Raw genomic sequence first — 20,051 nt, 5'->3', positions numbered from 1 at the left:
GAGAGGCACGGGTCCTCGTGGGGTGGGAGGGGCGATGGACACCGACGGTGGGCTGGTACTGCTCGACGACGCGCCGCTGGAGGGGATGGCATCGGTCGTCGAACGCTTCGGCGAGGCCGACGACGAGACGGCCTCGGCTGCCCTCGAGCAGCACCTCGACCAGCAGGAGGTCGGCCGGGCCGGGGACCGCGGCATCATGCGGAACCTGCTCGACCAGTTCCGCGGGATGCAACTGGTCGCCGATCTCGGCACGCACTCGACCAAGCTCGAGTGGCTGGCCTTCCACGTCCCGCCGGGCGGAACCGGCCAGCTCCAGCTGGAAGTCGCGGGGACGCAGAACGCCGCGGTGCAGCTGAAGGTGATGGGGCTGGGCGGCGGGTCCGGGCGCAAGTTCAGCTTCGGGGCCGAGCGCGACCTCGGTCAGCGGGACCAGTGCTTCGCGCTCGGCGCCTGGATCGACGTACGGCTGCGCAGGTTCCGCGGCCGCGACGCCGATGCGCCCGAGGATCTCCGCGTCGACGTCGAAGCGGTCGTCAACTCGTACGTCGAGACCCTGCAGCCCTGCGCACTCTGCTTCACCGATGCGGCCCGCCGACCGCTCCGGGCGCACCCGGCCGGTGTCGGCTGGGACCTCACCGCGGACGACAAGGGGGTGACCGAGCGCGTGACCGTGGAGTTCTCCCGGGAGTCGGAGCTCGAGGTCACGCTCGCGATTCCCGGGCTGCCGTTGGCCGGACTCGTCCCCGGGGTCGCGATGAACCGCGAGGTCCGGAGCAAGTGCGAGGCCGTGTACACGTTCCCGGGACGGGCGAACTTCGTCGGCTACGAGCTGATCGGCCGGAGAAAGGACTTCCCGTTCTGGGGGCGGTCGTAGATGCCTGCCTTCGAGGTGCTCCTGCACCGGTACTGCACGCGCCCGGGGCTCGACGGTGTGCCACCAGACGACGACCGCGCTCTGCTCGAGCGAGTGTTCCGGCGCTGGGCCGAGGCGGAGCGGGCGATGCGGCAAGGGCGCCCCCGCCAGGCGTTGCGGTGGCTCGGGGAGGCTCGCGGGCTAGGCGACGTACCGCTCGATCCGGTGGCCGCCGCCGAACTGCTCGCCGGCGAGACGCGGTGCTGGGTCGCCCTCGACGAACCCCGCGAGGCGATCGGCCCGGCGCGAGCGTCGTGGCAGGGTTGGCTCGATCTGGCGAGCGGGCCGAGCATCGACATCGTCGTACCTGCGGCGCGGGCGTTGCTCGCTGTCCTGTCCTCGCCGGACCCCTCGCCGAAGCTCAGCGACAACGAGATCTTCACAGCCTGGCTCGCGGACCGGCTCGCGGTCGAGTTCGCGCGCAGCGCCGCGGTCGTCCTCGGACTGCTCGCCGACGTGCATCGCGTCGATCTGGCCGACGAGGTCGCCGCGGACTACCTCGGCTGGATCGACCGGTTCGCGCCCGCGGCCGGGCTGGTCCGGGCCCGATTCGCACTCACGCTCGGGGATGTCTACGACCGGTGTGGCGACTCGGCCCGTGCGTTGACCGTGTTGCGGGACGGCTTGGGACAGCTCGACGAGTACGCCGATCAGCCCGGGGTGCCGGTCCTCCGGAGCCAGCTGACCTTCAACGCGGCGAACCAGTACGCCAAGCTCGGACAGCTCGAGGATGCGCTGGAGGCGTTCACCTCGGCGGCCGAGGTCGGCGAAGAGGCAGGTGTCGAGGCGGCTCTGCGAACCCGGTACGCGATCGCCTTCACGAAGTACCGGTTGGGGCGGGAGGACGGGCTGATCGAGGAGTTGGCCGACCTGGCGCGCCGGTACGAAGAGGTGCTGGCGGAGTCGACGGCCGGCGGATCGGACCTCGACGTACGTCAGGGACTCGACCTCGTCTATCGGCTCTGGCTGAAGTTGGAGTGCGCGCGACTCGACCCGAGTGATGCCCGCGCGGTCGTTCGCTTCCTGCATCTGGTGTTCGCGCTCAAGGAAGAGGAAGGCAAGTTCTGTCGCGTTCTGCAGGTGATGGAGCAGCAGCCGGATGCGGCGTTCCACTCCGAGATCACGGTCCTGCTCGAGCGGCTGGAGACCACCTCGACCGGAGTGCTCGTCGTCGAGTCCGTACCCGACGCCGTCATCTTTGTTTCGCTCGCACCCGGGCGCGGGGGCGTGGCGGTCCAGCTTCTCGACCGTGACGCGGCGGCGGTGGTCGGCGACCTCATCGAAGAGCAGCGGCTCGCGACCGATCGCCTCTCGAGCCGGGTGATCCCGGCGGCCAGCCCGCCGAGCGCTCGCCATGTGCAGGTCTGCCAGGCGATGTGGCAGGCGCTGGATCCGGAGATCCGCGCGCACATCGACGGTGTGCGGGTGCTCGCGGTCGTGATGGACAGCAGCACCGACCTCGGCGAGCTGCCGATCGAGATCCTCCACGACGGCACCACTTATCTGGGCCTCCGGCAACGAATCGTCCGCTCGCCGGCGCTCCGCGACCTGAACCTCTCGCTGTCCCGCAACCTGGTGAACGCCCGGCCGACCGGCACGGCGATCGTCGTCCGGGCCGAGGACGCGCTCGTCCACGCCGACGCGGAGACGAGCTTGGCAGTCGCCGCGGCCACCGAGCTCGGCATGCAGGCGAGTGTCCATCGAGGGCCTGAGCCCGCGGACCTCGTGCGTGACCTCGGCTCAGGGGTCGACCTGCTGCACTACGTCGGCCATGGCCTCGCCGACCGGATCGGCGAGGAGCTTCCGCTCGGTCCCGGCAAGCGGCTGACCGCGCGTGGGTTTGAGGCGATCCGGCCGGCACCTGCGCCGTTCACGCTGCTCAGCGCTTGTCTCGCCGGCCGCAGCCGGCAGTTGCGGACCGGCCACGAGCACGGGTTCGTGACGGCGCTCGTACGCACGGGAGCACCAGGGGCGATCGCGGCCGCGTACATGGTTCCGGACCATCTCGCCGCCGAGTTCACCGCGCTGCTCTACTACTTCGCCAAGGACGCCCCGTTGGCGGACGCCGTACTGCTGGCGCGTCAACAGCTCGCCGAGGACGGCTATCACCCGGCAGCCTGGGGATGCTTCGTCCAGCACGGCGCCGCCGACCTGTACCTCGGCCGTCCGCATCTGAGCGAGCCGAGCACGTGGTCGGAGTGGGCCTCGCGGTACCTCGCGACCGGGAGCGAGGACCACCTTCGCGCCGCGCGCGACCAACTCCGGCACGAGCTGCCCGCCGACCTCGCGCAGGAGATCGACGACGACCTTCGTGCGCTCGCCGACGCTCACTTCACGCCGTCCGACAAGGAGTTGCCTCTCACCTCGGAGGCGGCGATCGTCGCCTCGTTGCTGCGCTCGTACGGCGAGTTGCGGCACGCGCCGATCACCGCCGCCGAGCGGGAGCGTAAGGCCCAGCTGATCGTCGCCCAGGCACGCAGTATCGAGCGCATCCTCGGCGACTCGTACCTCCTGATCGCCGCCGCGGTGGAGCTGCGCAAGCACCTGCTGCCGTTCGGCGACAACAAGACCTTTCTGGACGCCGCCCGCCGCCGGCTGCCCTGGCTGACGGCCGACGAAGCGCAACTCGACCGGGCGCGACGCGCCCTCAAGGGGGAGGAAGCCCATGTCTGACGACGAGCCGATCTACTTCGACATCGGCGAACTGGCCGGGGTCGACGCCGGCACCTACGCGGCCGCCGACAGCGGCGATCGCCAGGCGCAGAAGCTGATGCTCCGCAACCTGCTCACCTCGCAGGCGTCGGCGGCGGCACTCACCACCGGCCACTGGACCACGTGGATGCTGCGCATGATCGCGACCGGGGAGGAGCAGCCGACCGCCGACATGCTCGGCTCGATCGCGGAGGCCGCGCGCTCGGGCGAACTCTCGGCCGAGCAGAAGGCGGCGCTCGACGAGCTGGTCGAGCAGTACTTCGGTCCGGGCGCGGTAGGTACACCGACCGCCGACCGAGCGCGTGCGGCATTCGCCGGGCAGCCGCGGGAGTCGGCGGTCCTCGAGCTCTACCTGGTGAGCGACCGGTTGGCCAGCGGTGAACCTGTCGGCCTCGACGAACTGGCCGACGCGGTCGAGACGTCCCAGACGCTCGATTCACCAGCCACGGAGGCGTTCTTCACCGCGGTCACCGCGCAGCTGAGCTACCAGGCCGATCCAGTGGCCGCGTTCCGGCTCGCGGTCGACGCGCTGAACACGTACGTCGCACTCCGCGACGAGGACGAGGCATACGGCACCAAGGTCGGCATGACCGCGCTCCTCGGCTCACAGCTCGCAGACATCGCCGGCGAACCACAGGCGTCGATGATGCTCCGCGCCGCGTACTACGACGAGATCCAGGCCTTCCAGTCGACCGAGAACGACGACTGACCCGGATCAGAGTGCCGTGCGGTCGGCCGAGCGCGGGTCGGTGACGGCCCGGGTGCGGTAGATGTCGCCCTTCAGGGCGGTGGCGCGCCACGGACGGGCGTGGGTGAGGGGAACGGTCAGGCCGGGGTCCTCGCGGTCGAGCGTGATCACGGTGAGGTCGGCCTGGCCGGTGATCTGGGCGGCGTACGTACCGGCGGGGGTGATCAGGCCGGACGGCATCAGGTCGAGGGTCTGGGCCGGCAAGGACATCGCGATCCAGTAGCAGTTGATCGCGGCGTACGCGCGGGCCTTGAGCTCGAACACGGTGTCCACCGGGTACGCCGACAACAGCAGGCACTCGACGCCGAGACGCTCGTACTGACTGAAGAGGTGCGGGAAGTTGATCTCGACACAGATCACACAGCCGAAGCGGTATCCGTCGACGTCGAAGACCACCGGCTCGAATCCGGGTGAGTAGAAGTGGTTGATCTCGGTGTGTGAGCAGAACCGCTTGTCGTACCGGTCGACCAGCTCGCCCGTGTCGGAGATCACGTACAGACTGTTGTGCGGCCGGTTCGGCGGTGTCAGCGGATGGGCCGACCCGAGCACGACCCAGAGCCGCAACTCCGCCGCGAGCGCCATGATCTGCTCGAGCTCCGCGCGGATCACGTCCCAGTCGACCTGCGACCAGTCCGCGATCTGCTCCTTCGCGTAGCCGCTCAGCATCCCCTCGGGGAACTGCAGCAACCGGGCCCGCTTGGCCGCCGCCTTCCGCATCAGGGCCCGAACGGTCTCGCCGTTCACGCGCGCGTCCGCACTGATCGCCGGCTGAGCAATGCCGACCCGAATCCCCGTCATCGCCCTACGGTCGCATCCACCACCGACAGAAGCGTGGACCGGCACGGCGCGTGATCGGCGCGGCTGTTCGAGGCCCGGGAAATGCAAAAGTCCCGGTCGTCGACCGGGACTTGCTGTGCGCGAGGGGGGAGTTGAACCCCCACGCCCTTTCGGGCACACGGACCTGAACCGTGCGCGTCTGCCTATTCCGCCACCCGCGCGCTGGCTGCTCCGACGAGTCATCTGCAACCGAGAAGGAACAGTAGCACGGGATCTGCCGGAGCTTCACATTGCGGGTTCGGTCGAACCTCCCGATACGATCGATCGTCGTACCCGGTGTGTCCGCCTCGACCGGTGGACCAACTATGGAGTACCGACCGTGGAGGAGGAGGCGTGCGACCGCTGCAGCGCTTCGAGCGACGCCTGGAAGGCATTGTGAGCGGTGTCTTCGCGCGTGCGTTCAAGGGCGACGTCGAGCCGATCGAGCTGGCGGCGGCGCTCAAGCGTGAGATCGACAACACCGCGCGGATCCTGTCCCGGGACCGGCGGCTGGTGCCGAATCACTTCACCATCGAGCTCGGTCCGGGTGACTTCGAGCGGCTGAACGCCTACGGCAAGACGCTGAACTCGGAGCTCGCCAACGAGCTGCGCGACCACGCCGACATCCAGCGGTACACGTTCTCCGGGCCGATCGAGATCGAGCTGACCCAGCAGGACGACCTGCCGACCGGTAAGTTCCGGGTGGTCAGTGCCACGGTCGGTACGCCGCAACGACGGCCACCGGCCTACGAGCAGCAGCCCTACCAGCAGGAGCCCTACGTGCCGCCGAACGACGGCCAGACGGTCATGCACAGCACGCCGCCACCACCGCAGCAGCCACCGCGCCGGGGTCACCCTCAGGTGATGCTCGAGGTGAACGGCCGGCGCCGCCCGGTCAACCCGCCCGGTGTGGTGCTCGGCCGCGGCACCGACGCGGACATCCAGATCAACGACCCGGGGGTGTCCCGGCGGCACGCCGAGATCCGGCTGATGCCGGAAGGCCCCGGCGGTGTCCGGGTAGTGCTGGTCGACCTGGGGTCCACCAACGGGACGCTGGTGAACGGGCGGCGGACCACCGAGGCCGAGCTGGTCGACGGCTCGACCGTGCGGATCGGGAACACGACCATGACGCTGCGTCTTGCGGACGAGCCGATGGCCCAGCCGCCGAGCAGCGGGTGGTGACTGACCTTCCATGTCGGAACTGACCCTGACCCTGATCAAACTGGGGTTCCTGGCCCTGTTGTGGATGTTCGTCCTCGCGGTGCTGTCCGTGATCAGGTCCGACCTGTTCGGTGCGAAGGTGGACAGCCGCGCCGCGGCGGCCGTCGTACCGCAGACCTCCCGGACGCCGAAACCCGCGAAGCCGGTGAAGAAGCGCAAGGGCCTGCCCGGATCGGTGACGATCGCGGACGGCCCGCAGGCCGGTGTCGGCGCGACCCTGGGCGACGAGCCGGTGATCATCGGCCGCGGCTCGGACTGCCAGATCCGGCTCGACGACGACTACTCTTCCACCCGGCACTCGCGGCTGTTCCAGTCCGAGGGCCAGTGGTGGGTCGAGGACCTCGGCTCCACCAACGGCACGTATCTGGACGGCCAGCGGGTGACCCGCCCGGTGCCGGCCGAGATCGGCGGCTCGATCCGGATCGGCCGGACGACGCTGAACATCGCGAAGTAGGCCTGCCTCGATGACCCTGTCGCTCGACTACGCAGCACTGTCCGACGTCGGACGCGTGCGCCGCAACAACGAGGACTCGGCGTACGCCGGTCCGCACCTGCTGCTGCTCGCGGACGGGATGGGTGGTGCGGCGGCCGGTGAGGTGGCCAGCGCGGCGGCGGTCCAGGTGATCCGGCGGCTGGACACGGCCGAGATCAGCGGCGAGGACATGATCGAGGCGCTGGCCGGCGCGGTGCACCGGGCGAACGAGCGGCTGTCCGAGCTGGTCGAGGAGGACCCCGAGCGCGAGGGGATGGGTTCGACCGTCACCGCGCTGATGTTCGACGGGAAGCAGCTCGGGCTGGCACATCTCGGCGACTCCCGCGCGTACCGGATGCGGGACGGGCTGCTGTACCAGCTGAGCCACGACCACACTTTCGTGCAGTCGCTGGTGGACGAGGGCCGGATCTCCCAGGAGGAGGCCTTCACCCACCCGCACCGCAACCTGATCCTGCGCGTGCTGGACGGCCGGCCGGACTCCGATCCGGACCTGGAGATCCTCGACGTCCGGGCCGGCGACCGGCTGATGCTGTGCAGCGACGGCCTGCCCGACTACGTGAGCGACGAGTCGATCGCCGCCTCGATGGCCGACGGTACGCCGGACTCCGTCGTGGTGGAGCTGATCACGCACGCCCTCGAGGCCGGGTCGAACGACAACGTCACGTGTGTCGTGGCGGACGTGGTCGAGACGCCACCCACGAGCGGGACCACGGCACAACTCGTCGGCGCCGCCGCGGAGCTGGCGCAGGGCGGGACCGGCCGCGGTGAGCCGACGGTCGCCATCCGCGGCGGTGGCGGCGGTCACGGCGGCGGCGGTCACGGGCCGGCGCTCGACCCGGAGGAGCTGCGGTACGCGCCGCGCGCCCCGAAGCGTTTCCCCTGGCTGCGGCGGATCGCCGTCCTGGCGGTGATCCTCGGCGTGATCGTCGGCGGCGCCTGGTTCGCGTACAGCTGGACGCAGAAGCAGTACTACGTCGGTACCGACGGCGACTATGTGGCGATCTTCAAGGGTGTTGAGGCCGACCTGCCCGGCCTGAACCTGTCGAAGGTGTACGAGCGGCAGACGCTGCAGGTGGACAAGCTCCCGACGTACAGCCGGGAGCAGGTGGAGGGCAACATCCAGGCCGACGACCTGGCCGGTGCGCGGACGATCGTCAGCGAGCTGCAACGGACCGCCGACGAGTGCGCCAAGCCCAAGCCGACCCCGACACCCAAGCCGAGTACGCCGCCGGTCTCCACACCGCCGAAGCCGCCCGCGACCACTTCGGTCACGACGCGCCCGTCCACCACGCCCTCGACCACACCGAGTACGCCGGTCGACCCGGATGACTGCGACGGCGTCCGATGAGCATCGCTTCGACCTCCGTCATCCAGATCATCCCGCGCACCCGGCGCGGGGTGGAGTTGCTGCTGCTCATCATCGCGATCGGCGTCTCCGTCGGCGCGTACGTGAACATCGGCATCACCGTCCAGGACAAGGTCCCGGCCAGCACCGGGTACTACGCGGCCGGCATCGGCCTGCTCGCCCTGATCGCACACTTCGCCCTGCGCTACCGAGCGCCGTACGCCGATCCCGTCCTGCTGCCGTGCGCCGTGCTGCTGAACGGGCTCGGGGTCGCGATGATCCACCGGATCGACCTCGGCCTGGCCGCGGTCGCGGAGGCGAACGGCCGGACCCCGAAGGCGGCCGCCGCACCGCAGCAGATCACCTGGACCGCGGTCGGCATCATCCTGTTCCTGGTGGTGATCCTCGTGATCAGGGATCACCGCCGCCTGCAGGCCCTCACCTACACCGCCGGCCTGGCCGGTCTGGTGCTGCTCGTGCTGCCGCTGATCCCGGGCCTCGGTGTCAACCTGAACGGCGCCCGGATCTGGATCCGGCTGGCCGGCATGTCCTTCCAGCCCGGTGAGTTCGCGAAAGTCTGTCTGGTCGTCTTCTTCGCCGGCTACCTGGTGGTGAAGCGCGACGTCCTCACACTGGCCGGGCACCGCTTCCTCGGTCTCGACCTGCCACGGGCCCGCGACCTCGGGCCGATCCTGATCGCCTGGGTCGTCAGCCTGGGTGTGCTGGTGTTCGAGAGCGACCTCGGTTCGTCGCTGCTGTTCTTCGGCCTGTTCCTGTTCCTGCTGTACGTCGCCACCGAGCGGGCCGGCTGGCTGATCATCGGTGGCCTGCTGTTCGTCGGCGGCGCGTACTTCGCGTACCAGACCTTCGGCCACGTGCACAAACGGATCCAGGACTGGCTGGACCCGTTCTCGATCGACGGCGGCCAGGTCGCGAACGGCCTGATGGGCCAGGCCTGGGGCGGCATCCTCGGCCGCGGGCTCGGCCAGGGCCGCCCGGAGATCACCCTGTACGCGAACAGCGACATGATCATCTCCTCGTTCGCCGAGGAGCTCGGCCTGACCGGGCTGATCGCGATCATCCTGATCTACACGCTCATCATCGAGCGCGGCCTGCGGACCGCGCTCGGCTGCCGGGACATCTTCGGCAAGCTGATCGCGACCGGTCTGGCGATGTCGTTCGCGCTGCAGGTGTTCGTGATCGTCGGCGGTGTCACCGGGCTGATCCCGCTGACTGGTCTGGCCACGCCGTTCATGGCCCTGGGCGGTACGTCGCTGGTCGCGAACTGGGCGATCATCGCGCTGCTGCTGCGGATCAGCGACCAGGCCCGCCGGCCGCAGACCCCGGCCGCCCCAGTGTCCGACGAAACGATCGCGATGGCGGTGCAGAAGCAGTGAACTCAGCGATCCGACGACTGGCCGTGGCGGCGATCATCCTGATGCTCGCGCTGATGGCGAACTCGACGTACCTGCAGGCGTTCCGGGCCGGAGAGCTCAACGGCCGCAACGACAACCGCCGGGTGCGCGACTCGCAGTTCTCGGTCAACCGCGGCCCGATCCTGATCGGGAGTACGCCGGTCGCGCAGAGCAAGCCGACCAACGACCGGTTCAAGTACCAGCGCACGTACCCGTCCGGGCCGACGTACGCGCCGGTGACCGGGTTCTACTCGTACCTGTTCGGCCGCAGCGGCGTCGAGCTGACGATGAACTCCGAGCTGAACGGCTCGGACCCGTCGATGGCGTTCCGCCGGATCATCGACGTGATCAGCAACCGGCCGCAGCAGGGCGGCAGCGTCACGCTGACCCTGAACGCGGCGGCCCAGGCGGCGGCGTACAACGGGCTGGCCGGCAAGACCGGCGCGGTGGTGGCGATCGAGCCGAAGACCGGCCGGATCCTCGCGATGGCGAGCCGGCCGTCGTACGACCCGAACCTGCTCGCCTCCCACGACCTGGACAAGGTCAGCAGCGCCTGGAAGAGCCTGAACGCGGACAAGGACAAGCCGCTGACCAACCGGGCGGTCCAGGAGACGTACCCGCCGGGTTCGACCTTCAAGCTGGTCACCGCGGCCGCGGCACTGTCCAGCGGCAAGTACACGCCGGAATCCAAGGTGAACTCGCCCGCCGAGCTGCCGCTGCCGCAGACCACCGTCCCGTTGGTCAACGAAGACGGCAGGAACTGCGGCGGCAGCAACAACGCGACCCTGACGATCGCGCTGCGGTACTCGTGCAACACCGCGTTCGGCTCGGTCGGCATGGACCTCGGTCCGGACGCGCTGCGCGAGCAGGCCGCCAAGTTCGGCTTCGGCGAGCGCCCGCTGAGCGAGTTGTCCGGTGTCGCCTCCAGCCAGTTCCCGGGTGACCCGAACGCGCCGCAGACCGCGCAGTCCGCGATCGGCCAGTTCGACGTCCGGGCCACCCCGCTGCAGATGGCGATGGTGGCGGCCGGCATCGCGAACAAGGGCGAGGTGATGAAGCCCTACCTGGTCCAGAACGTGAAGACCGCGGACCTGAAGACGGTCTCGGAGACCAAGCCGGAGTCGCTGCACCAGGCGATCACCCCGGAGGTCGCGAGCCAGCTGACCGGGATGATGGTCGACGTCGTGAACAACGGCACCGGCAAGCCCGGCCGGATCGACGGCATCCAGGTGGCCGGCAAGACCGGTACGGCGCAGACGACCAAGGAGCGCCCGCCGTTCGCCTGGTTCACCGCGTTCGCACCGGCCAACGACCCGAAGATCGCGGTCGCCGTACTGATCGAGGACGCGAACATCCCCCGCAACGACATCGCCGGCGGGACCTTGGCGGCACCGATCGCCAAGAAGGTCATGGAGGCGGTGCTGGGGCAGTGAGCACCATACGGAATGATGCCGTCACAGGGCGTCTTTCCAACGGGGTTCCACGTGTGGCGGTCGCTACCGTGGGCAAATTGAGTGTGTTTCCGGACAGGTTGGAAGGCTGAGGTCATGACATCGCAGGCACGTCTCGTCGGCGGCCGGTACGAAGAAGGCGAACCGCTCGGCCGCGGCGGCATGGCCGAGGTGCGGCGGGGCGTCGACAACCGGCTCGGCCGGTCGGTCGCGATCAAACGGCTCCGGGTCGACCTCGCCAGCGACGCCACCTTCCAGGCCAGGTTCCGCCGGGAGGCGCAGTCGGCCGCCTCGCTGAACCACCCCACCATCGTGTCGGTGTACGACACCGGCGAGGAGCCGGACCCGAACGGTTCCGGCGTCACCATCCCGTACATCGTGATGGAACTGGTGACCGGCAAGACGCTGCGCGACCTGATCCGCGAGGGCCGCAAGATCATGCCGGAGCGGGCGCTGGAGATCACCTCCGGTGTGCTCGAGGCGCTGGACTACAGCCACCGGGCCGGCATCGTGCACCGCGACATCAAGCCCGGCAACGTGATGCTGACCCCGCAGGGCCAGGTCAAGGTGATGGACTTCGGCATCGCGCGCGCGGTCGCCGACACGTCGTCCACGATGACCCAGACCGCGGCCGTCATCGGCACGGCGCAGTACCTGTCGCCCGAGCAGGCCCGCGGCGAGACCGTGGACGCCCGCTCCGACCTGTACTCGACGGGCTGCCTGCTCTACGAACTGCTCACCGGCCGGCCGCCGTTCGTCGGCGAATCCCCGGTGTCGGTGGCCTACCAGCACGTCCGGGAGCAGCCGCTGCCGCCGTCGTCGTTCGACCCGGACATCCCGCCGGAGGTCGACGCGGTCGTCCTGAAGGCACTCGCGAAGAGCCGCGAGGAGCGGTACCAGAGCGCCTCCGAGATGCGGCAGGACATCCACCGGGTGCTGGCCGGCCAGCAGGTGACCGCGCCGATGGCGCCGGTCGCGTCGATGTCGGAGACCCGGGCGATGGCCCCGACCGTCGTCGGGGCGACCGCCGCGACCCAGGCGTACCGGCAGGCCGGCGACGACGACCTGCTCCCGCCGGGTGGCGACGACCTGGACCAGGACTCCCGGTCCCGGCGCAACCGCGGCCTGGCCTACTTCCTGCTCGGCCTGGCGATCGTCGCGGTCGCGGTCGGCGCTTACGCGCTGTTCACCAACCTCGGCAACGACAACAACGGCGGCGGTACGGCGACCAACACGCCGCCGGCCAAGGTCGCCGTACCGGATGTGACCGGGAAGTCGGTGGCCGACGCGACCCAGTTGCTCACCGACAAGGGCCTGAAGTTCGCGCAGGGACCGTCGGAGACCAGCGACACGGTCGGCCGCGGCTCCGCCATCCGGCAGACCCCGGACGCGGGGACCGAGGCCGATCAGGGCTCGACGGTCACGGTGGTCTTCTCGTCCGGCCGGAGCGCGTTCCCGGTCCCGGACGTGATCGGCAAGTCCGAGTCGCAGGCCCGCAAGGCGCTCGAAGGCACGGCCGGGAACTTCAAGGTCAAGGAAGAGACGGTCAAGCAGGACAGCGCCGAGAAGGAGGGCACCGTCCTCGCGGTCAGCCCGGACCCGAACGGGCAGTACCCGAGCGGCCAGGTCTTCACCCTGACGGTGTCCAGCGGCAAGGAACTGGTCGAGGTCCCGAACGTCGTCACCGTTCCGTTCGACGACGCGGCCGACCAGCTGAAGAAGCTCGGCTTCCAGGTCGGCTACACGTACGGCAACGACCCGAGCAAGCCCGACCAGACAGTGCTCGCGCAGAGTGTGAAGGGCGGCACCAAGGCGCCGAAGGGCAGCACGATCACGCTGACGATCAACAACCCGCCGGAGAACACGCCGACTCCGACCGACACCCCGTCGAACACGCCGGAGGATCCGAACACGCCACCGATTACGATCGGCGGCTGACGCCGTACGCGAAAGAAGCCCCCGCAGCCGCGGGGGCTTCTTTCGTTGGAGCCTGCGGGGACTCAGCCGGCGGAGCTGACGATCGGGGCCAGGCCCACCGAGCGGGCGATCGCGTCGGGGTCGCCGCAGATGGCCAGCCAGTTCGCCAGCATCCGGTGGCCGCCCTCGGTCAGCACCGACTCGGGGTGGAACTGCACGCCCTCGACCGCCAGGTCGCGGTGCCGGGCGGCCATGATCACGCCGGCCTCGGTCCGGGCCGTCACCTGGAGCTCGTCGGGCACGGTGTCCTGCGCGATGGCGAGCGAGTGGTAGCGGGTCGCGGTGAACGGCGACGGGAGTCCGGACAACACGCCCGCGCCCTCGTGGAACACCTGGCTGGTCTTGCCGTGCAGCAACTCGTCCGCGCGCCCCACGACACCGCCGTACGCGACGCCGATCGCCTGCAGGCCGAGGCAGACACCGAAGATCGGGACCTCGCCGCCCTTCTCCTTCACGATGTCCACGCACGCGCCGGCCTCTTCCGGCGTACCAGGACCGGGCGAGAGCAGGACGCCGTCGTACTCACCGACCTGGTCCGGAGTGACCTCGTCGTTGCGCAGGACTGTGGTGTCGGCCTGCAACTGCTGCAGGTACTGCACCAGGTTGTAGACGAAGGAGTCGTAGTTGTCGACGACAAGGATCCGCGGCATGCGGACCATTGTGACAGCTACCTCCCGCTGGCGGACGGGCTGACCGAAGGAGTGCGTTCGAAGCCCGGGACAGTGGCGCTCTGGAGGTCCAGGGTGCCTTCGTACGCCGGCATCTGGATCGACGACTCGCTCTTCACGTCGTAGCCGAGCTGGAACTTCACCACGTAGTCCTGCAGGTTCTCGATGTACTGCGAGTCGTCCAGCGCCTTCTGCAGCTTCCGCCGGTCGCCGATCGCGGTGATCGTGTACGGCGGCAGGTACGGCACACCGTGCAGGACGACCGAGTTCCCGACACATTTGACGCCGGTGGTGGAGATGACCCGCTGGTTCTGGATCGTCATCGCCTCGGCCCCGCCGGCCCAGAGCGCGTTCACCACGGCCTGGATGTCCTGCTGGTGGATGACGAGCCAGTTCTCGTCGACGTCCGGGTTCTCCTTGACGACCTCGGGTGGCGCGTCCCGCAGCGTGACGGTCAGGCCCGGCCCGGTGACCGGTCTCGTCCCGACCTGCTCGGACAGGTCGTCGAGCTGCTTGGCGAGCTTCGGGTCGATCGATCCCTGCTGTGCCTGCAGGGCCTCGATGTCATGAGTCAGCGCCGCGTGCTGGCGGACCAGGGTCGCGCTGCGCCGGCTCTGTTCCTCGACGAGCCCGGCGAGCGTAGTGTTGCGGCTAGGCCGTAGGTCGGTGCCACGGGCGTTGGTGGCGCTGGTCGCGAACAGCAGACCGGCGCACAGCAGCGCCAGCGGCGCCCCCACGCGCCACAGCGAAATCCGCTTGAACCTACGCACCCGTGATCTCCGTGTTCCTCTCTGCACTACGCTAACCCGGACCGGACCCGCACAGGTCCACGGCGGTTAGCTTATGCGTCCTTACAAGGAGTTCAGTCGTGCCCGAGTCGAGCAGTCGCAACAAGAAGAAGACCGAGAAGGTCAAGGCGGAGAAGACGCCGAAGAAGCCGCGCACCTCCAGCCGCGTCTGGGTGGCGCCGCTGATGCTGGCCTGCTGGCTGCTCGGTCTCGCCTGGCTGGTCGTCTTCTACGTGGCCGGCCAGGACATCCCGGTGATGGACGACCTGGGCAACTGGAACCTGCTGATCGGCATGGGCCTGATCGCCGTCGGCTTCGTCGTCTCCACCCAGTGGGTCTGACCGCACTCTCGCGCTGACCTCAGCCGGTGATCGGGCGCAGCCGGCTGAGGTTCGGTCGTCCACTGCCGCAGTGCGCGGGGGTGGAGTTATCCACATCGGTATCCCCAGTTGTGCACACCGATTCGGCGGACTTATCCCCAAGGTGTCCCCGAGTTGTCCACGGAATCTGGCGAAAACTCGGTCAAATCTGTGGATAAGTCGGGTTTGAGGTGGGCAGTTTCCACACCGTTCACGTTGGCAGCGGGCGGTTGTCCACGACCTTCTTCATCACGATCGTCGACGTGAGCCGCTGTACGCCGGGTAACCGGGCCAGCCGTTCGTCGCGGAGCCGCTGGAACGCGGCGATGTCCGCGGTCGCCACCCGGACGAAGTAGTCCGGCTCGCCGAACAGCCGCTCGGCGTGCACGACCTCCGGGATCTCCGCCAGCCCGGCCTCGAACGCGACCACCGACTCCTCCCGGTCCATCGTCACCGCGAGCAGCACCTCGAACCCGTGCCCGACCGCGGCTCCGTCGATGACGGCCCGATATCCACAGATCACCCCGGACCGCTCCAACTCGCGCAGCCGCCGGTGACAAGGCGCCGCACTCAACCCGATCCGCTGAGCCAGCTCGGTCACCGTCAGCCGGCCCTCTTCCTGCAGCACAGCAAGGATGTTGCGATCGATCGCATCCACGGCAAAGATCCTATCTCCGGAGCGCTCAGGCGAGCATGAATTCGCACGATATTGTCGCGGATTCAGCCGTAATCTTGCGCCATGCTCGACCTCCTGCCCCTCGCCGCCGCCGTTTTCGGGATCCCGCAGTACCTCCCGCAGATCCTCAAGCTCCGCCGGACCGGCGACACCTCTGGAGTCTCCTGGTCGTGGGCAACGCTGACGAGCGTCGACAACGCGGCCTGGTTCGGGTACTTCATGGCCTCGGGGTACTGGACCGCGAGCCTTCCGTCCACAGCCGCCACCGTCCTGGCCGGGACCGTCTCGGTGATGCTGGTACGACGTGGCGCGGTGAATCGGCGTGCGATCGGCTGGATCTGTGGCTGGGCCGCCCTGCTGGTGATCGCGACGATCCTGGGCGGCCGGATCGGGCTGGGGACCTTGCTCGCCGCGGCCTCGATCGTCCAGGTCACGCCTTCGCTGTGGACGGCGTACCGCACCGAACGGCCGACCGGGATCTCGCAGGGCACCTGGGCGCTGGTCTTCGGTGAGCTGTCCTGCTGGTTCGTCTTCGGCCTGTGGAAAACCGACGCCCGGTTGATCACCCTCGGCGTCACCGGTGTCGTCGCGAGTCTGCTGATGCTGGCCCGAGCCCGCCGGGCGGGCGTAGCGTCGAAGTACCCGGAGCGACCTGGGGGAGATATAGGGAGGGTCGCAGGATGTTCGTTCAGGTGATTCAGGGACAGGTGACGGACGCCGAGCAGGCACACGCCGCGTTCGACCGGTGGATGGAAGAGCTCGCTCCCGAGGCGACCGGCTGGCTGGGGACCACTGCCGGCGTCACCGAGGACGGGCGGCTGATCGCGCTGGCGCGGTTCGACTCCGCCGACGCCGCGCGACGCAACAGCGAGTCGCCGGCCCAGGACAAGTGGTGGCACGAGTTCACGTCGCTGCTCAGCGGTGACGCCACGTTCCACGACGCGGAGGACGTGACGCTCGACCAGCAGGGCGACCCGGACTCGGCCGGCTTCGTCCAGGTGATGCAGGGACGGGGCAGCAACCCGGAGCGGGCCCGCGAGCTGATGGCCTCGGACTCCGACGAGTGGGCCGCGTTCCGGCCGGACATCATCGCCAGCGTCGCGGCGATGTACGACGACGGCGACTACACGATGGCGATGTACTTCACCTCCGAGGCGGACGCCCGGGAGGGCGAGCAGAAGGAGCCGCCGGCGAAGCTCAAGGCGCAGATGGACGAGATGAACGCGCTCGCCGCCGGCCCGCCGGAGTTCTTCGACCTGAAGCAGCCCTGGCTGTACTCGCCCCGCTGAGCCGGTCCGCGTCTACGTAGAGATATATGTAGACATCTGCGTAGCCTTCTGCGTATAGTTCTACGTAGGAGGAGGGCGAATGCCTAACAAGACGATCTACGTGTCGGACGACGACCTGCCGCTGTACAAGAAGGCGCAGGAGCTCGCCGGGAATCTGTCCTCGGCGATCTCCATCGCGCTGCGCAAGTACGTCGAGCTGGAGGAAGGGCGACTCGAGGGGTACGACGAGATCACCGTGCGGGTGGGCCGGGGAGCCGGCCGCAAGCAACGGTTCTCCGGCGTGCTGCTCGCCGAGGGCGGCCGGTCCAGCAAGAACGGCTACGAGGCCTTCAAGGTCTACCGCAGCCGGACCGGCAAGTTCGTGCTGCACGCGGACCGCCGCAATCTCTTCAGCGTGGGCGCCGACGACGAGCAGTACCTGAGCGGCTGGCGCTCCTGGATCGGCAACTGGAGCAGCGACCAGTCCTGGAGCATGGCCCAGGGCGAGGCCAGTCTCGATGTCGTCGACACCATCGAGGAGCTCCGCGAGCTGATCCCCGAGGATCTCTACGCCCTGGTCGAGGAAGCCGGCAACCACCCCGCGGTGGAAGACCTCGACATCTAGTCCCCACTGAACACCGCTGATCCGGCGCCTGCCCGCAGGCCGGCCGGCTGGATCAGCACGCCCTGAATCTCCTCCTGCAGACCCTTTCAGCCACCTGGGTCAGGTTCACCCTGCCCGAAAACACCGAGGACATCCGACATGTCAGCAGCGATCGACGTCCGTGGACTGCGTAAGTCGTACGGCGAGAAACTCGTACTCGACGGCATCGACCTGAACGTTGCCGAAGGCACCATCTTTGCCCTGCTCGGCCCGAACGGCGCCGGCAAGACCACCGTGGTGCAGATCCTGTCCACCCTGGGCACCGCCGACGCCGGCGAGATCCGGGTCGCCGGGTTCGACCTGCACCAGGACCCCGAGCAGGTCCGCGCCGCGATCGGCGTCACCGGCCAGTTCTCCGCGGTCGACGGCCTGCTCAACGGCCGGGAGAACCTGATCATGATGGCCGACCTGTACCACCTCGGCCGCCGCGAGGGCCGCCTCCGTGCGGACGAACTGCTGGAGCGGTTCGACCTGGTCGAGGCCGGCTCGAAGCTGGCGATGACGTACTCCGGCGGCATGAAGCGGCGGCTCGACCTGGCCATGACGCTGGTCGGGAACCCGCGGATCATCTTCCTGGACGAGCCCACCACCGGTCTCGACCCGCGCAGCCGGCACAGCATGTGGCAGCTGATCCGGGAACTGGTCGCCGGCGGCGTCACGGTCCTCCTCACCACGCAGTACCTCGACGAGGCCGACCAACTGGCCGACCGGATCGCGGTCCTCGACCACGGGCGACTGGTCGCCCAGGGTACGGCCGAGGAGCTGAAGCGGCTCGCGCCCGGCGGACACATCCGGCTGCGGTTCACGTCACCGGAGGAGTTCACGCTCGCCGGTCAGGTGCTGCCGACCGCCGTACCGAATCACGAATCGCTGGTCCTGCAGGTGCCGAACGACGGCAGCGTGCACAGCCTGCGCGCCCTGCTGGCCCGGATCGACGACGCCTCCCTCGAGGTCGACGAACTCACTGTCCACACCCCCGACCTCGACGACGTGTTCTTCGCCGTCACCGGTCAGCCCACCGAGCACGAGGAAGTGACCACCAAATGAGCTACGCACTCCAGGACACCGCCACCATGCTGCGCCGCAACCTGCGCCACGCGCAGCGCTACCCGGGTCTCTCGCTCGGTGCCCTCGGGATGCCGGTCATCATGATCCTGCTGTTCGGTCTCGTCTTCGGCGACACGTTCTCGGCCGGTCTCGGCGGCGGCCAGGACTTCGACTACCTCGACTTCCTCACTCCCGGCATCCTGCTGATGTCGATCGCGTCCGGGACGATGTCGCCCGCGGTCGGCGCCTGCATGGACATGACCGAGGGGATCGTGGCCAGGTTCCGGACGATGGCGATCTTCCGGCCGGCCGTGCTGACCGGGCATGTGCTGGGCAACGTCATCCTGACGATCGTCAGCCTGGCCCTGGTGATCGGCTTCGCCATCATGATCGGGTTCCGCCCGAACGCCACGTTCGGCGAGTGGCTGCTGGCCGCCGGGTTGCTGATCGCGCTGACCGTCGCCCTGACCTGGTTCGCGATCGCCCTCGGGCTGACCAGCAAGACCCCTGAGGGCGCGAGCAACGTCGTCCTGCCGATCAGCTTGCTGCTGCCCTTCCTGAGCAACACCTTCATCCCGCTGGAGTCGATGCCGAGCGGCATCCGCTGGTTCGCCGAGTACCAGCCGTTCACCCCGATCATCAACACGCTGCGCCACCTGCTGGTGGGCACGCCGATGGACAGCGGCGACGGCTGGCTCTCCCTGGCCTGGTGCCTGGCGATCGCGGTGGTCGGCTACTTCTGGGCCCAGAAGAACTACAACAAGGGGACCGTGGCCTAGGACGGTGCGCCCAGCAGGTTCGCGCGGGTGCGGATGTGGGCCGGAACAACGAGGTCGCAGTCCGGGTTGTTCTCCGGTTCGCCGGCCACGACGTGGAGCGGGATCACGCCAGTCCAGTAGGGCAGGTCGAGGTCCTGCTCCTCGTCGTTGGCGGGTCCGGAACGGGTCTTCACGGACGCTTCGGTCAGGGAGAGCGCGAGGACGGACGTCTTCGCGAGTTCCTTGCGGTTGGGCGGACGGGTGGCGGTGGAGCGGCCGGGGACGAGGTGGTCGACGATGCGGTTGAGGGCGTGCAGCTTCTCGTCCGGGTCGGTCACCAGCCGCGGCACGCCGAAGATGACTGCCGAGCGGTAGTTGACCGAGTGGTGGAAGGCGGAGCGGGCGAGCACCAGGCCGTCCGCGTGGGTGACCGTGACACAGATCGTCTGCTGCGGCGCCGCGACCACGCTCCGCGCCGCGACCGAGCCATGCAGGTATAGCGTCCCGTCGGGACCACGGTCCAGATCCACACCGTACGCCGTCGGCAGCACCAGCGGATCGCCGTCGACCACGACACCCAGGTGACAGAACATGCCGTCGAGGAGAACGTCGGCCAGCACCTTACGGTCGGAGGCGGCACGTTCCTTCGAACGACGCAGTGAGGTCCGGGCAGTCGGCTGGAGCGGAGTGGTGGTCATGTCACCAGGGTCGAGCCGGGAGTGGCATGCTGGC

General features: G+C 68.9%; 20 protein-coding genes and 1 tRNA gene. 15 read left to right on the top strand and 6 right to left on the bottom strand.

All coding sequences use genetic code 11. The features are described 5' to 3' along the window. Nucleotides 1-34 precede the first annotated feature (34 nt). The 3 genes from ACZ6O0_RS40435 to ACZ6O0_RS40425 are packed head-to-tail and all read left to right on the top strand — an operon-like array spanning nt 35 to nt 4,334. Complete coding sequence (locus ACZ6O0_RS40435; protein ID WP_465770381.1) at nt 35-874, top strand: hypothetical protein; 840 nt, start codon at nt 35-37, stop codon at nt 872-874. Then, nucleotides 875-3,586, top strand: a complete 2,712-nt coding sequence (locus ACZ6O0_RS40430) for a CHAT domain-containing protein (RefSeq protein WP_465770380.1) — start codon at nt 875-877, stop codon at nt 3,584-3,586. After that, complete coding sequence (locus ACZ6O0_RS40425) at nt 3,579-4,334, top strand: hypothetical protein (protein WP_465770379.1); 756 nt, start codon at nt 3,579-3,581, stop codon at nt 4,332-4,334. Before ACZ6O0_RS40430 ends, ACZ6O0_RS40425 begins: the two co-directional genes overlap by 8 nt. 6 nt (nt 4,335-4,340) lie before the next feature. Here the strand turns inward: ACZ6O0_RS40425 and ACZ6O0_RS40420 are convergent, their stop codons facing one another. Together ACZ6O0_RS40420 and ACZ6O0_RS40415 are read right to left on the bottom strand one after the other, a co-directional pair. After that, nucleotides 4,341-5,171 carry a carbon-nitrogen hydrolase family protein gene (locus tag ACZ6O0_RS40420; RefSeq protein ID WP_465770378.1) on the bottom strand — a complete coding sequence of 277 codons (831 nt, stop codon included), beginning with the start codon at nt 5,169-5,171 and terminating at the stop codon, nt 4,341-4,343. Between the two features lie 116 nt (nt 5,172-5,287). Further along, nucleotides 5,288-5,371 (bottom strand) — tRNA-Leu (locus tag ACZ6O0_RS40415). Nucleotides 5,372-5,543: 172 nt separating this feature from the next. Here ACZ6O0_RS40415 and ACZ6O0_RS40410 point away from each other — a divergent pair. The 6 genes from ACZ6O0_RS40410 (at nt 5,544) to pknB (ending at nt 13,052) form a co-directional block, all read left to right on the top strand. Continuing rightward, a complete protein-coding gene (locus ACZ6O0_RS40410) occupies nt 5,544-6,371 on the top strand; it encodes an FhaA domain-containing protein (protein WP_465770377.1) in 828 nt (275 codons plus the stop codon). A 10-nt stretch (nt 6,372-6,381) separates the two neighbouring features. Then, complete coding sequence (locus ACZ6O0_RS40405) at nt 6,382-6,864, top strand: FHA domain-containing protein FhaB/FipA (protein WP_465770376.1); 483 nt, start codon at nt 6,382-6,384, stop codon at nt 6,862-6,864. Nucleotides 6,865-6,874: 10 nt separating this feature from the next. Next, nucleotides 6,875-8,251 carry a PP2C family protein-serine/threonine phosphatase gene (locus tag ACZ6O0_RS40400; RefSeq protein WP_465770375.1) on the top strand — a complete coding sequence of 459 codons (1,377 nt, stop codon included), beginning with the start codon at nt 6,875-6,877 and terminating at the stop codon, nt 8,249-8,251. Continuing rightward, complete coding sequence (locus ACZ6O0_RS40395; protein ID WP_465770374.1) at nt 8,248-9,645, top strand: FtsW/RodA/SpoVE family cell cycle protein; 1,398 nt, start codon at nt 8,248-8,250, stop codon at nt 9,643-9,645. Before ACZ6O0_RS40400 ends, ACZ6O0_RS40395 begins: the two co-directional genes overlap by 4 nt. After that, nucleotides 9,642-11,096 (top strand): peptidoglycan D,D-transpeptidase FtsI family protein, encoded by a 1,455-nt coding sequence (locus ACZ6O0_RS40390; protein ID WP_465770373.1) that lies wholly within the window; start codon nt 9,642-9,644, stop codon nt 11,094-11,096. Before ACZ6O0_RS40395 ends, ACZ6O0_RS40390 begins: the two co-directional genes overlap by 4 nt. 114 nt (nt 11,097-11,210) lie before the next feature. Next, the gene (gene pknB, locus ACZ6O0_RS40385) at nt 11,211-13,052 is read left to right on the top strand and encodes a Stk1 family PASTA domain-containing Ser/Thr kinase (protein ID WP_465770372.1); all 1,842 of its coding nucleotides are present in this window, start codon (nt 11,211-11,213) and stop codon (nt 13,050-13,052) included. A 62-nt stretch (nt 13,053-13,114) separates the two neighbouring features. Here the strand turns inward: pknB and ACZ6O0_RS40380 are convergent, their stop codons facing one another. Beyond that, on the bottom strand, nt 13,115-13,741 hold the full coding sequence (locus ACZ6O0_RS40380) for an aminodeoxychorismate/anthranilate synthase component II (protein WP_465770371.1): 627 nt from the start codon (nt 13,739-13,741) through the stop codon (nt 13,115-13,117). Between the two features lie 17 nt (nt 13,742-13,758). Beyond that, nucleotides 13,759-14,529 (bottom strand): DUF881 domain-containing protein, encoded by a 771-nt coding sequence (locus ACZ6O0_RS40375; protein WP_465770370.1) that lies wholly within the window; start codon nt 14,527-14,529, stop codon nt 13,759-13,761. Nucleotides 14,530-14,627: 98 nt separating this feature from the next. Between ACZ6O0_RS40375 and ACZ6O0_RS40370 the strand changes: the two genes are divergently transcribed. Continuing rightward, nucleotides 14,628-14,888, top strand: a complete 261-nt coding sequence (locus ACZ6O0_RS40370) for a cell division protein CrgA (protein WP_465770369.1) — start codon at nt 14,628-14,630, stop codon at nt 14,886-14,888. A 229-nt stretch (nt 14,889-15,117) separates the two neighbouring features. On the opposite strand, the gene ACZ6O0_RS40365 is transcribed toward ACZ6O0_RS40370, so the two are convergent. Continuing rightward, the gene (locus ACZ6O0_RS40365) at nt 15,118-15,564 is read right to left on the bottom strand and encodes an Lrp/AsnC family transcriptional regulator (protein ID WP_465770368.1); all 447 of its coding nucleotides are present in this window, start codon (nt 15,562-15,564) and stop codon (nt 15,118-15,120) included. Between the two features lie 81 nt (nt 15,565-15,645). Between ACZ6O0_RS40365 and ACZ6O0_RS40360 the strand changes: the two genes are divergently transcribed. The 5 genes from ACZ6O0_RS40360 (at nt 15,646) to ACZ6O0_RS40340 (ending at nt 19,340) form a co-directional block, all read left to right on the top strand. Continuing rightward, complete coding sequence (locus tag ACZ6O0_RS40360) at nt 15,646-16,278, top strand: hypothetical protein (protein WP_465770367.1); 633 nt, start codon at nt 15,646-15,648, stop codon at nt 16,276-16,278. Next, nucleotides 16,263-16,871, top strand: coding sequence for a hypothetical protein (locus ACZ6O0_RS40355; RefSeq protein WP_465770366.1), 609 nt, complete (start codon nt 16,263-16,265; stop codon nt 16,869-16,871). The genes ACZ6O0_RS40360 and ACZ6O0_RS40355 overlap by 16 nt, the downstream gene beginning before the upstream one ends. A gap of 79 nt (nt 16,872-16,950) precedes the next feature. Beyond that, nucleotides 16,951-17,475 (top strand): EXLDI protein, encoded by a 525-nt coding sequence (locus tag ACZ6O0_RS40350; RefSeq protein ID WP_465770365.1) that lies wholly within the window; start codon nt 16,951-16,953, stop codon nt 17,473-17,475. 138 nt (nt 17,476-17,613) lie between these two features. Then, nucleotides 17,614-18,561 carry an ATP-binding cassette domain-containing protein gene (locus ACZ6O0_RS40345; RefSeq protein WP_465770364.1) on the top strand — a complete coding sequence of 316 codons (948 nt, stop codon included), beginning with the start codon at nt 17,614-17,616 and terminating at the stop codon, nt 18,559-18,561. Beyond that, nucleotides 18,558-19,340, top strand: a complete 783-nt coding sequence (locus ACZ6O0_RS40340; protein ID WP_465770363.1) for an ABC transporter permease — start codon at nt 18,558-18,560, stop codon at nt 19,338-19,340. Before ACZ6O0_RS40345 ends, ACZ6O0_RS40340 begins: the two co-directional genes overlap by 4 nt. On the opposite strand, the gene ACZ6O0_RS40335 is transcribed toward ACZ6O0_RS40340, so the two are convergent. Beyond that, a complete protein-coding gene (locus ACZ6O0_RS40335; RefSeq protein ID WP_465770362.1) occupies nt 19,337-20,017 on the bottom strand; it encodes a pyridoxamine 5'-phosphate oxidase family protein in 681 nt (226 codons plus the stop codon). The genes ACZ6O0_RS40340 and ACZ6O0_RS40335 overlap by 4 nt on opposite strands. Nucleotides 20,018-20,051 lie beyond the last annotated feature (34 nt).

It is taken from the genome of Kribbella sp. NPDC048837 (genome assembly GCF_055586945.1).
Note: the sequence above shows the minus strand (reverse complement) of the source record. Positions and strands in the feature narration are given on the sequence as shown.

Coding starts and splice junctions, on each gene's coding strand:
- ACZ6O0_RS40435 (WP_465770381.1), top strand. CDS start 35: ATGGACACCGACGGTGGGCTGGTACTGCTCGACGACGCGCCGCTGGAG.
- ACZ6O0_RS40430 (WP_465770380.1), top strand. CDS start 875: ATGCCTGCCTTCGAGGTGCTCCTGCACCGGTACTGCACGCGCCCGGGG.
- ACZ6O0_RS40425 (WP_465770379.1), top strand. CDS start 3,579: ATGTCTGACGACGAGCCGATCTACTTCGACATCGGCGAACTGGCCGGG.
- ACZ6O0_RS40420 (WP_465770378.1), bottom strand. CDS start 5,171: ATGACGGGGATTCGGGTCGGCATTGCTCAGCCGGCGATCAGTGCGGAC.
- ACZ6O0_RS40405 (WP_465770376.1), top strand. CDS start 6,382: ATGTCGGAACTGACCCTGACCCTGATCAAACTGGGGTTCCTGGCCCTG.
- ACZ6O0_RS40400 (WP_465770375.1), top strand. CDS start 6,875: ATGACCCTGTCGCTCGACTACGCAGCACTGTCCGACGTCGGACGCGTG.
- ACZ6O0_RS40395 (WP_465770374.1), top strand. CDS start 8,248: ATGAGCATCGCTTCGACCTCCGTCATCCAGATCATCCCGCGCACCCGG.
- pknB (WP_465770372.1), top strand. CDS start 11,211: ATGACATCGCAGGCACGTCTCGTCGGCGGCCGGTACGAAGAAGGCGAA.
- ACZ6O0_RS40380 (WP_465770371.1), bottom strand. CDS start 13,741: ATGCCGCGGATCCTTGTCGTCGACAACTACGACTCCTTCGTCTACAAC.
- ACZ6O0_RS40360 (WP_465770367.1), top strand. CDS start 15,646: ATGCTCGACCTCCTGCCCCTCGCCGCCGCCGTTTTCGGGATCCCGCAG.
- ACZ6O0_RS40355 (WP_465770366.1), top strand. CDS start 16,263: ATGTTCGTTCAGGTGATTCAGGGACAGGTGACGGACGCCGAGCAGGCA.
- ACZ6O0_RS40350 (WP_465770365.1), top strand. CDS start 16,951: ATGCCTAACAAGACGATCTACGTGTCGGACGACGACCTGCCGCTGTAC.
- ACZ6O0_RS40345 (WP_465770364.1), top strand. CDS start 17,614: ATGTCAGCAGCGATCGACGTCCGTGGACTGCGTAAGTCGTACGGCGAG.
- ACZ6O0_RS40340 (WP_465770363.1), top strand. CDS start 18,558: ATGAGCTACGCACTCCAGGACACCGCCACCATGCTGCGCCGCAACCTG.
- ACZ6O0_RS40335 (WP_465770362.1), bottom strand. CDS start 20,017: ATGACCACCACTCCGCTCCAGCCGACTGCCCGGACCTCACTGCGTCGT.